This window comes from uncultured Kushneria sp. (genome assembly GCF_947497025.1).
Taxonomy (GTDB): domain Bacteria; phylum Pseudomonadota; class Gammaproteobacteria; order Pseudomonadales; family Halomonadaceae; genus Kushneria.
The window spans coordinates 249,058-260,328 of record NZ_CANMFC010000001.1; the positions used below are offsets into that span (position 1 = coordinate 249,058).

An 11,271-nucleotide genomic window follows, 5' to 3' on the forward strand; every position below is an offset into this window, starting at 1 on the left:
AACTTTCTCCTGAAGTGCGGGCTTTCATCACTCAAATCAAGCCATGAGCCCAGGGGAAGTTGTCTGAAGTGTGCAACAAGCTCTGATATGGCCCGCTTTTAATGCTCTGGCGACGCCAGGAGCTCGCCCTGGAGCATGACAGAGAGACCCTTGACCCCCGGGCATGAAAAAGGGCGCCTGCTGCATGGCAACAGGCGCCCCGGGGAGTACAGAAGCTGCGGCTCAGCGCTGCTGAATCTGCATCGGGTCGATGCCGCGGGTCTGCATCAGCCCTTTGGCGCGCGCAAGCTCGCCGGAATCGCGATAGGGGCCGGCCTGGACGCGATACCAGGTAGTGTTGTCCGCGGTCTTGACCTGGCTGACCTGCATCACAAGGCCCAGGTCACGCAGCTTGCCGGCCATGTTATTGGCATCGCTTTGTGACTTGAACGACGCCGCCTGCAGCATGTAGCTGGGGCCGCTGCCGGCGCTGCTCGCACTTTCCTGCCTTGCAGGCGCGCTCTTCTGACTGCTGGACGCCTCATGGCGAGAAGCCATCTGCTGAATGGCATCACTGCTGCCACTGCTTTTGGGCTCGGACTTTTGTGTCTGGGCGCTCTGCTGTGACGAAGAGGTCCTGTTGCCATCGGGATTACTCACCGTGGCATTGCTGTTGTTGCCCGCAATGCGTCGGGCGTGCTGTTCCAGTACGGCGCCCTCGGTACCCGGGCGCGGGGCCGAGTTGTAGTCTTCCACGTTCGGTGCAATCACTTCCGACTCGGGCAGCAGGGTATAGAACTCAAAGGTCGGCATCTGGCCTTCTTCACTGGTCTGCGATGACGCCTCACCTTCCTTTTGCTGATTGCCGCCATCGGCACGCTTTTTGGCCACGACAGCGGCCACCTGATCGCGCTTGGGTGGGGCATCATTTTGAAAGTACTGCGCGATGGCAAAGCCCGCGATGATGCCCACCAGTGCCCATAGCCAGCCGGGAATGTGGAAGCCGTCGCTGCCGGATTTTGACTTGTTGCGTGATGTGGCGCCCTTGCCAGAAGGCGCCTTTTTGCTCTGGCGCTGTGCCATTTACATCTCCCTGGGGGCCGACACGCCCAGCAGGTCAAGACCGTTGCGCATGACCTGACGTACGGCCATGCCAAGTGCCAGCCGCGCATTGCGCAGGTTGGCGTCTTCAACCATGACCTTGACGGCGTTGTAACAGGTGTGGAATTCGCTGGCGAGCTCCTGCAGATACAGGGCAATCTGCTGGGGCTCGCGCTGGTCGGCGGCGCGGCGCACCGTTTCGGGCCAGCTGCCCAGCCGGTTGATGAGATCGCGCTCGCGGGCGTCCTCGAGCAGATGCAGCGACGCGCGCGCCAGATTCTCATCAAAGGCCCAGCCGTTTTCGGCTGCCTTCGCCTCGACACTGCAGACGCGAGCATGCGCGTACTGGGCGTAATAGACCGGGTTGTCGCTGGACTGGGAGCGTGCCAGATCGATATCAAAGGTCATCTGCGAGGTCGCCGCACGCGATACCAGGAAGTAGCGCGTGGCGTCCCGGCCGACTTCATCGATCAGGTCGCGCAGGGTAACGTAACTGCCGGCCCGCTTGGAGAGTTTGACCTCCTGGCCCGAGCGCGTGACCATCACCATCTGGTGCAGCACGTAGTCCGGCCAGCCCTTGGGGATGCCGGTATCAAGCGCCTGCAACCCGGCACGCACGCGGGTGACCGTGGAGTGGTGATCGGCGCCCTGTTCATTGATAACGGTGGTGAAACCGCGCTGCCACTTGTCCAGGTGATAGGCGACATCGGGCAGGAAGTAGGTGTATCCGCCCTCGCGCTTACGCATCACGCGGTCCTTGTCATCCCCGAAGTCCGTGGTCCTGAGCCACAGCGCACCGTCGGATTCATAGGTATGACCGCCCTCGATCAGGCGCTTCACGGTGGCTTCCACCTTGCCGCTCTCGTACAGATCGGACTCCAGAAAGAAGACATCGAAGCCAACGCCGAAGGCCTTGAGATCGAGATCCTGCTCATGGCGCAGCCAGGCCACGGCAAAGGCGCGAATGGCGTCCATGTCATCAGGGTTGGCAGCGGCCGTCACCTGGCGGTCATCGGCCGTGACGGTATCCCCCTGCATATAGGCGCGCGCCACATCCTGAATATACTCGCCGCGGTAGCCATCGGCCGGCCAGGCCGGGTCGTTGGGCTCGATGCCCTTGATGCGGGCCGCCACCGACAGGGCCAGATTATCAATCTGGGCACCGGCGTCGTTGTAGTAGAACTCGCGGGTGACCTCAAAGCCATTGGCTTCGAGCAGGCGGCACAGGCTGTCGCCGACCGCCGCGCCGCGGCCGTGACCCACGTGCAGCGGGCCGGTCGGGTTGGCCGAAACGAACTCGACCTGCACCTTCTGTCCGGCCCCGTCGCGGTTGCGGCCGAACTCATCACCGGCGTCGAGAATGTCGAAGAGCACTTCGCCGGCGGCGCTGGTGTTGACGAAAAAATTGATAAAGCCGGGGCCTGCAATCTCGACGCTCGAGATGGCGTCGGAGGTCGGCATGGCGGCAATCAGACGCTCGGCGAGATCGCGCGGCTTCATGCCGGCGGGTTTGGCCAGCATCATGGCCAGATTGCTGGCGTAGTCGCCGTGGGCCCGGTCACGCGCAGCATCGACACGAATGTCGGGCTGGGTGCCAACGGGCAGGGCGCCTTCGGCCTTGAGTGCCTCGAGCGCCGTATTGAGCAGTAGGGTGATCGTCTCTTTCATGCTGGCATCTATGGTCGTGGATGGCTGGCCCGACGCATTCGGCCAGGTCTTGAATTGCGCGCCCCGTAACAAAACGTCCGCGCTGACGCTGTCGATGAATCCGCTGTCGATGAATCAACGGGGCAGGCGCTTTGGCGCCCGCCATTATCGTTCAACCGTGGACAGTGTCAAAACCGGTATTGTGTCCGGGATGTATCAGGCCCTCTCCAGCGCAGACATCGTTCTAATACATCTCCTGCGGATCGATGTCGATGCTGTAGCGCAGGCGTCTTGCATCGGCCTGCTGGGTCATCCACTCATCCAGCCAGGCGCTGGCCTCATGCAGTGCGCTGCGCCGGTCGGCGCTGAGCAGCAATTGGGCATGATAGCGGTTCTGACGCCGCTCCATCGGTGCCGGGACCGGCCCGAGGCAGTGAACCACCAGCCCCCGCTCGTCGAGCCAGGCTCGCATGGCCTCTCCGGCTCGGGTGAACAGCTCGATCACGGCCTCCATGCGCGCGCTTTCACCCCGCATGAGCGCCATGAAACGAAAGGGCGGCAGACCGGCCAGCCGGCGCTCGGTCAAAAGCTCCTCGGCCAGGGCGTCGTAGCCTTCTTCCACCAGCAGTCTCAGACTCGGGTCCTCCGGATGCAGGGTCTGAATCAGCACCCGCCCGGGGTGCTGGGCGCGTCCAGCTCGGCCCGCCACCTGGGTCAGCAGCTGTGCCGAGTGCTCGAGTGCGCGAAAGTCGGCGCTGTAAAGTCCGCCGTCGGCGTTGACCACGACCACTAACGTGACATGAGGGAAGTGGTGGCCCTTGGCCAGTATCTGGGTGCCGACCAGCAGGCATGAGCCGCCCTGACGAATTTCGGTCAGCGTCTGTTCGAGAGCATCGCGCCTGCGGGTGCTGTCGCGGTCGATTCGCATGATACGGGTATCGCTGAAGGCTTCCTGCAGGGCCTCTTCGGTGCGTTCGGTGCCGGCGCCCTGAGGCCTGAGATCGGCACTGCCGCACTTCGGGCAGGCATCCGGAACGTCGCGCTGCTGTTCGCAGTGGTGGCAGATCAGCCGATGCGGGTCACGGTGAAGGGTCATTCGGGCGTCGCACTGCGGGCATTCGGCCAGCCAGCCGCACTGATGACAGGTCAGCGTGGGCGCAAATCCGCGGCGGTTGACGAACACCAAAACCTGGCGCTCGGCCTGAAGATGCTCTCTGATGGCCGTCAGTGCCTGCGGCCCCAGACCACCGCGCTGGGGTTTGCCGCGCAGATCTACCAGCGACAGGGCGGCCGGGGCGGCGTTGCCGGCACGGGTATTGAGCCGCAGATGGCGATAATGGCCGTCACGCGCCCGCGAAAGACTCTCAAGCGAAGGGGTGGCGCTGCCCAGAACGACAGGGATGCCCTCGTGCTGGGCGCGAACGACGGCCAGATCGCGGGCGTGGTAGCGCAGACTGTCCTGCTGCTTGAAGGAGCCGTCATGCTCCTCATCCACGATGATGACGCCCGGGTGCGCCATCGGGGTAAAGACCGCCGAGCGTGTACCGATCAGTACAGCGGCGCGTCCCGAGCGCGCCGCTTCCCAGCTGTCGAGACGCTCGTTGTCGTTGAGCCCGGAGTGCAGGGCGATGACCGGCGCATTAAAGCGTTTTCGAAAGCGCGACAGGGTCTGCGGGGTCAGGCCGATCTCGGGCACCAGCACCAGCGCCTGACGCCCGCGATCCAGCACCGCTTCGATCAGCTGTAAATAGACCTCGGTCTTGCCGCTGCCGGTGACGCCGTGCAACAGCGATACCCGAAACCGGTCCAGATCCTGATGCAGCTCGGCCAGCACGCTCGCCTGTTCACGATTAAGCGGCAGCGTGGGCTCGGCCAGTGTCTTGGGCACTCGCTCGCTCGCGGGGGCTGCCACGCTTTCCTCGCGACAGTCGATAAGCCCCTTGTCACGCAGGGCGTTCAGCTGTGTTCGGTTGAACCCCAGAGCCGAGATGGCCGGCGCCACCAGACCGCGCGGATGCTGGGCGATGGCGGCCAGCAGTTCGGCCTGACGAGGCGCCCGCGCGAGCGCCTCGCCGGGGGTGCGACCCGATTCTGTCATGAACCAGCGCGCCTGCGAGCGTGCAGCCAGCGGGCGTCCCTGGCGCAGAAGAGCCGGCATGGCATTGCTGATGGTGTCTCCCAGCGAGTGCTGGTAATAGCGTGCGGCAAATCGGCACAGCCACAGCCAGTCTGCTGGCAGGGGGGTGCGGTCGATCAGGGCTTCGATACAGCGCAGGCGATCCAACGGGACGTCACTTTGGTGGCGAATCTCGATCACCACCCCGATCACCGAGCGCCGTCCAAAGGGCACACGCACACGCACGCCGGCCACCCAGCCCTCCTCGGGCGCCTCATGGCCGGGCAGGTAGTCGAACACTCGCTTGAGCGGTGAGGGCACGGCCACCGCCAGAATCACGCGGTCAGGCCCGGACGTGGACACGATCGGCTTGCTCCAGAATTGAAAAGAGGGTGATTCAGCCCGTATTTCGAGGGTGCACCCACGGGCCGCGGCAGGGTAGCACGTTCTATATCGGTCGTGATGACCATGCATGGATGCACTAATGTAGTGCTCTTGTATCCCCTGTGTGAATCGACTCTGCCAGCTTGTGGGGTGGGGGCTTTTTCGTTACGCTCCGCCGGATTGATCGTTGATTTTCAATCGGATAAAAAAACATGTCCCAGGACAAGAGACAGGCAGCACTGGATTATCATGCTCACCCGATTCCGGGAAAGCTGAGCATCGAAGTCACCAAGCCCACGACCTCCTCAAAACATCTCGCCATGGCCTATAGCCCGGGCGTGGCCGAGCCGGTCCGTGAAATCGCCCGCGATCCCGAAACCGCCTATCGCTATACCGGCAAGGGCAATCTGGTCGCCGTGATCTCCAATGGTAGCGCTATCCTCGGACTGGGCAATCTGGGGGCGCTTGCCAGCAAGCCGGTCATGGAAGGCAAGGGCGTTCTTTTCAAGCGCTTTGCCGGGATCAATGCCATCGACATCGAGGTGGACAACGCGGATCCCAACGCCTTTATCGAGACCGTGGCCAATATCGCCTGCAGCTGGGGCGGCATCAATCTGGAAGACATCAAGGCGCCCGAGTGTTTCCAGATCGAGCGCGAACTCAAGGCGCGTTGTGATATCCCGGTCTTTCATGATGACCAGCACGGGACGGCCATCGTGACCGCCGCCGGGCTGCTCAATGCGCTCGACATTGCCGGCAAGACACTGACGGACGCCCGCATCGTCTGCCTTGGCGCCGGTTCTGCCGCCATTGCCTGCATGGATCTGCTGATTGCCTGCGGTGCGACACGTGACAACATCCGTATGCTCGACAGCAAGGGCGTCATTCACAATGGCCGTAAAGACCTCAATGAGTTCAAGGCGCGCTACGCAGCCACTACCGACCAGCGCAGCCTGGATGATGTCATTGAAGGCGCCGATGTCTTTATCGGCCTGTCCGGTCCCGATCTGTTCACTGCCGAGCAGCTGAAAAAAATGGCGGCCAATCCCGTTGTTTTTGCCTGCTCCAATCCGGATCCGGAAATTCATCCCGACACGGCGCACGCGACCCGTGATGACGTGATCATGGCGACCGGTCGGTCGGACTATCCCAATCAGGTCAATAACGTGCTGGGCTTTCCCTTCATCTTCCGCGGCGCGCTGGACGTGCGGGCACGCGAAATCAATGAAGAGATGAAGGTCGCCGCCGTCCACGCCCTCAAGGACCTTGCTCGCGAGCCGGTCACGCAGGAGGTGCTGAGTGCCTATGAGCTTGAATCGCTCGAGTTCGGTCGTGGCTACATCATCCCCACGCCACTGGATTCGCGCCTGCTGGATCGCGTCTCCTCCGCGGTGGCCCGCGCTGCGGTAGACTCGGGTGTGGCCACCAAGGCCTACCCGTCCCATTATCCGCTGACCAGCATTGAGGATGTCTACGGCGGCTGATCGCGTGCCTCGTTGAGCAATACGCAACACGAAAAACCCCGCGACCGAAAGGTGGCGGGGTTTTTTACGCCGGGCAGAAACGTCTAAAAGTCGTAGACCACCGAGACGGCCGTGGTGGTATCGGTCTTGTGTTCGGCGTCCTCGGGCGGATCATCATTGAAGTCGACATCGTAGGACAGGCGCATCGCCAGGGCGTCATTGATCGCCACGGTCATCGAGGTCCGGGAGCGCATGATGAGATTGAGCCCGGTGGCTTCCACTACCAGATCCTGGCCGAAGGTGGCGGTATCCGAGACCTGCCAGCGATAGTTCAGGCCGCCATAGGCCAGCGCCCGATACTTCTTGTCGCCACCGGTATAGCTGTCGCGGCGCACGCCGGGGCCGGCTTCCACCGAGAGTGACTGCGGCGGCCCGCTGAACAGCTGGCGGCCATAACCGCCGGCCAGCGTGCTCTGGGAGTTGTAACCGGCGAAACGATCCTTGCGCCAGCGCGCCAGACCAAAGAGGTAATTATCGTCGCTCAGGTTATAGCGCGTGCGCCCGCCGAGATTGTAGTTCTCGGCCGAGGTGTCGTCCTCATCGCTGGCGCTGTTAATGCCGGCATAGAGATTCCACGACCAGGGGCCGCTGTACCAGGTGAGGTCGGCATTGGTGCGCAGACTGGCGCTGTTGCTGTTGCCGGAGAGTTTTGTATAGCCCAGCGCATATTCGCCATCGAAGTCTTCTTCGGCCTGACTGGCGCTTTCAAGCGTTGAATAGCCGGCAAAGTTTTCGTTATCGGCGGCCAGACTCTGTCCGGTCGACAGTGCAGTGATCAAAAGCGGTAGAACAGGAACAAGAAAACGTGTGTAGCGTGAACCCATGATGATGGAAATCTCTTGAATACCGAGGCACTGCGGTCGCAGCTGTTGTGGTTTTGGCCCATGGGGCGGTATCGCAGCGAGCCCTGATGCTGGGCATGGCGCTGCGCAACAGCAGTGTGCCCTGAAGGCTCAAGGGCAACACGGGGTTTGGGGTCACGTTTTGTGAAACCTGATGTTTTCGTGGGCCGAAACGTTGAATGGCGTTAGAAGTTGTAAACCACCGAAGCCGCCGTGGTGCGATCAGTGTGGGCGTCTGCCTCGCGGGGGGGATTGGAATTGCTCTTGATGTCGTGGGACACCCGAAGCGCAAGGCTTGAATTGATCGCCACTGAAATGGCCGAGTAGGAGCGAAGGGTCACGTTGTCCTCGGCGCCTTCGACCGAAAACTGCTGAATGAAGCTTGCCGTATCGGACAGCGACAGCGAATAGTCGGCAGCCAGATAGCCCAGCAGCATGTGTCGGCTGCCGGCATTTTCGTAGTCATCAAAGCGGTAACCGGGACCGGCTTCCAGCGACAGGGCCTGCAGGTCGGTATCAAAGAGCTGGCGGCCGTAGCCGAGGATGGTCGTGAACTGATTGTCGTAGCCCGAGAAGCGCTCCTTTTCATAGCGCGCCAGCCCGAAGAGATAGTTGGAGGACTCTCCGAGCGAATAGCGTTCGCGCTGACTGAACAGATACTGCTCGGCGGTGGTGTTTTCGCTGTCACTGACGCTTTTGACCTCGGCGCGGGTGGTGTGCGTCCAGGCCTGGTCATACCAGGTGATACGGCCCTTGCCCAGCAGTGTTTCGGTATTGGTATTGCCGGAAAGCGCCGTATAGCCAAGCTCGATGGCGCCCGAAAAGGGCACTGAGTCATCGCTGGGCGGCGGCGGCGCATAGAACAGTGAATCGGCAGCCCGGGCACTGCCATGCCAGCAGACCACCATGACGGTCAGCACGAATACTCCGAGCCCCCGGCGAAGGACCAAAGGCGTGCGGGACGTGACCATCGGCGCGGGCGCGGTCGTGACATCGGTGTTGGCGTAAACGGATGGGTGCATGGTCATGAGGTTTCATTGCGGTTTGAATGCCTGTCCGGACAGGACGCCCGGACAGACAGATAAGCACGATCAGAAAATGGCGTCGTAACTGCCGGTGCCCTGAGAGCCGCTTTCCGATTCAAGCTCAGGACGAATCGAGCGTGGCTGATAAGGCGGCAGGTTGTCCTTCCGAAAGATTTCGGTGATGCCACCGCTGTCTTCATCATGCAGGCGCTTGCCGGTATCCGGATCAATTCGCACCGTCACGATATCGTCAGGGGCACTCGGTGCCGCTTCCGGCGTCCCCTTGAGTACCGCGCCCATGTAATCCTTCCAGATGGGCAGCGCAGCCTGAGCCCCATATTCGGCAATGGTCTCGTTGGTATCCTTGCCGACCCAGACGCTGGTGGCCACGTTGTTGTTGAATCCCGAGAACCAGGCATCGCGCTGATCGTTGGTGGTACCGGTCTTGCCGGCAATATCACCGCGATTGAGTGACAGTGCCGCACGACCGGTACCACGCTCGATGACATCGCGCATCATGGTGCGCAGCATATACACCGATTCGGGCGAGGCCACGCGCTCGGCAATCGGATAGGTGCGCCCGTCAATGGTGACGGTAGCCTCCATCGGATCACAGTCGCGACACGCTGCCGGCGGATTGGTTTCTTCCAGCAGGTTGGGACCGTCTTCGCCCTGGGTCACGCGCTCGATGAACCACGGTTTGATGCGGAAACCGCCATTGGCAATCTCGGCGTAGCCACGGGCAATCTCCAGCGGTGTCAATTCGGCCGTGCCGAGTGCCAGCGACAGGCCATGCGGCAGACGCTTGCGCTCAAAACCCATGTTGACCAGGAAGTCGATGGTGTTGTCCAGACCCACCGACTGCAGGGTGCGGATGGTCACCAGATTGAGCGAGCGATAAAGGCCCACGCGCAGCCGGGTCGGGCCGCCAAAGCTGCGCTCGGAGTTTTCGGGGCGCCAGGCGTCCTGATTGCCGATGCCGGCCTGTACGATCGGCGCATCGTTGACGATGGTGGCCGGTGTCATACCGTTTTCAAGCGCGGCCAGGTAGATGAACGGCTTGAAGTTGGAGCCGGGCTGACGGCGTGCCTGAGTCACCCGGTTGAACTTGCTGCTGGCGAAACTGAAGCCGCCCTGCAGTGCCCTCAGGGCACCGGTCTGCGGGTCCAGCGATACCAGCGCGCCTTCGGCCTGCGGCATCTGCGCCAGGCGCCAGCCGTCGCCACGGGTGCGTTCCATGATGCGGACCAGATCGCCGCGTTTGGCGATCTGACCGGCACTGCTCGGTGCTGCCGCCCGACCACGCGGGCTCAGGTAGCGCGCAGCCCATTCAAGCCCCGGCCACTCAATGGTGATGACCTCATCGTTATCGTTGAGTACCCGCATGGTGCGGCCACTGGTGTCGATTACGATGGCCGGCTGCAGCGGCCCCAGACGCGGGGTGGCATCCAGCACGCGCTGCCAGTTGCTGACATCGCCGTCGATACCCGGAACGGAAGCCTTGCTGCGTGCGGCGGCCTCGCGGGCGGTACTTTCGACTTCCGGCGACTCGGAGAGCTCTTCTTCAAGGCCTGCGCGGTCGGTGCGGTCCTGAGCTTCTGACAGGCTGGCCGGGATATCGCTTTCTTCCGCGCCGCGCCAGCCATGGCGGGTGTCGTAATCCACCAGGCCGTTGATGAGTGCATCACGCGCGGCTTCCTGCATCCTGCTGTCAAGCGTTGTCACGATGCGGTAGTTGCCGGTATAGGCCTCATCGCCAAAGCGCTCAATGGCGTACTGGCGTGCCATCTCGGCCACCCAGGGGGCCTGAACATCAGGCTGGGCGTGATGGCGTCTGGTTTCGATCGGTGCCTGAACGGCGTCCTGATAGGCGCTCTGGTCGATCATTCCCAATTGATGCATGCGCAGCAGTACCCAATTGCGTCGAATCAACGAACGCTGAGGGTTGCTGATCGGGTTCAGACTCGACGGCGCCTTGGGCAGGCCGGCGATGGTGGCCAGCTCCGGCAGGCTCAGCTCGTTGAGCGGCTTGTCAAAATAGGCCTCGGCCGCCGCCCCCACGCCATAGGCGCCCTGGCCCAGATAGATCTTGTTGACGTAAAGCTCGAGGATCTGCTGCTTGGACAGAATCTGCTCCATCTGCAGCGACAGCAGGATCTCGCGAATCTTGCGGGTAAAGGTCTGATCAAGGGTGAGCAGATAGTTACGCGCGACCTGCATGGTGATGGTGCTGCCACCGGAACGGATACGACCGCTGGTGCCCAGCTCGAGCGCGGCCCGCATCAGACCGCGAGGGTCTACACCCGGGTGCTGATAGAAACCGGCATCTTCGGCGGCCAGCAGGGCATTGATAAAGTTCTGCGGAATCTCGTCACCCTTGACCAGCTGGCGGCGCTGGGCACCGAACTCACCGATGAGCTTGTCATCATGGGTATAGACCCGCAGCGGCATTTCGAGCTGGTAGTCCTGTAGCTGGTGAACGTCGGGCAGGCTGGGAGCGAAGTAGAGCGCAGCGCCAGCTACAGAAAGTGCGATGCCGGCCGTTATGGCAAGCAGCAGGAAAAAGAGGTGGAAAACCAGGCGCTTGATGAACGTCATGTAACACGTGTTCCGTCAATGAGGCGGGCTTGGGTGCGCAGGACATCGGTGACCGT

The 11,271-nt window shown here is 62.2% G+C and carries 7 protein-coding genes; 1 reads left to right on the plus strand and 6 read right to left on the minus strand.

What is annotated here, in order from left to right; translation table 11 throughout:
• Nucleotides 1–222: 222 nt before the first annotated feature.
• The 3 genes from Q0931_RS01210 to Q0931_RS01220 form a co-directional block, all read right to left on the minus strand.
• Nucleotides 223–1,062, minus strand: coding sequence for an SPOR domain-containing protein (locus Q0931_RS01210; RefSeq protein ID WP_299256446.1), 840 nt, complete (start codon nt 1,060–1,062; stop codon nt 223–225).
• Nucleotides 1,063–2,748, minus strand: coding sequence for an arginine--tRNA ligase (gene argS, locus Q0931_RS01215; protein ID WP_299256448.1), 1,686 nt, complete (start codon nt 2,746–2,748; stop codon nt 1,063–1,065).
• Nucleotides 2,749–2,971: 223 nt separating this feature from the next.
• On the minus strand, nt 2,972–5,206 hold the full coding sequence (locus Q0931_RS01220; RefSeq protein WP_299256450.1) for a primosomal protein N': 2,235 nt from the start codon (nt 5,204–5,206) through the stop codon (nt 2,972–2,974).
• A gap of 233 nt (nt 5,207–5,439) precedes the next feature.
• Between Q0931_RS01220 and Q0931_RS01225 the strand changes: the two genes are divergently transcribed.
• A complete protein-coding gene (locus Q0931_RS01225; protein ID WP_299256452.1) occupies nt 5,440–6,711 on the plus strand; it encodes a malic enzyme-like NAD(P)-binding protein in 1,272 nt (423 codons plus the stop codon).
• An 83-nt stretch (nt 6,712–6,794) separates the two neighbouring features.
• On the opposite strand, the gene Q0931_RS01230 is transcribed toward Q0931_RS01225, so the two are convergent.
• The 3 genes from Q0931_RS01230 to Q0931_RS01240 all read right to left on the minus strand — a co-directional run bounded on the left by Q0931_RS01230 (nt 6,795) and on the right by Q0931_RS01240 (nt 11,215).
• Nucleotides 6,795–7,574, minus strand: coding sequence for a DUF481 domain-containing protein (locus tag Q0931_RS01230; RefSeq protein ID WP_299256454.1), 780 nt, complete (start codon nt 7,572–7,574; stop codon nt 6,795–6,797).
• 203 nt (nt 7,575–7,777) lie between these two features.
• Entirely contained in the window at nt 7,778–8,620 is an 843-nt protein-coding gene (locus tag Q0931_RS01235; RefSeq protein ID WP_299256456.1) for a YdiY family protein, read from the minus strand.
• A gap of 63 nt (nt 8,621–8,683) precedes the next feature.
• Nucleotides 8,684–11,215 (minus strand): penicillin-binding protein 1A, encoded by a 2,532-nt coding sequence (locus Q0931_RS01240; RefSeq protein ID WP_299256458.1) that lies wholly within the window; start codon nt 11,213–11,215, stop codon nt 8,684–8,686.
• Between the last annotated feature and the right edge of the window lie 56 nt (nt 11,216–11,271).

What these genes read in the sequence shown, in the direction of transcription:
- Q0931_RS01210 (WP_299256446.1), bottom strand. Translation starts at nt 1,062, where the DNA reads ATGGCACAGCGCCAGAGCAAAAAGGCGCCTTCTGGCAAGGGCGCCACA.
- argS (WP_299256448.1), bottom strand. Translation starts at nt 2,748, where the DNA reads ATGAAAGAGACGATCACCCTACTGCTCAATACGGCGCTCGAGGCACTC.
- Q0931_RS01225 (WP_299256452.1), top strand. Translation starts at nt 5,440, where the DNA reads ATGTCCCAGGACAAGAGACAGGCAGCACTGGATTATCATGCTCACCCG.
- Q0931_RS01230 (WP_299256454.1), bottom strand. Translation starts at nt 7,574, where the DNA reads ATGGGTTCACGCTACACACGTTTTCTTGTTCCTGTTCTACCGCTTTTG.
- Q0931_RS01235 (WP_299256456.1), bottom strand. Translation starts at nt 8,620, where the DNA reads ATGACCATGCACCCATCCGTTTACGCCAACACCGATGTCACGACCGCG.
- Q0931_RS01240 (WP_299256458.1), bottom strand. Translation starts at nt 11,215, where the DNA reads ATGACGTTCATCAAGCGCCTGGTTTTCCACCTCTTTTTCCTGCTGCTT.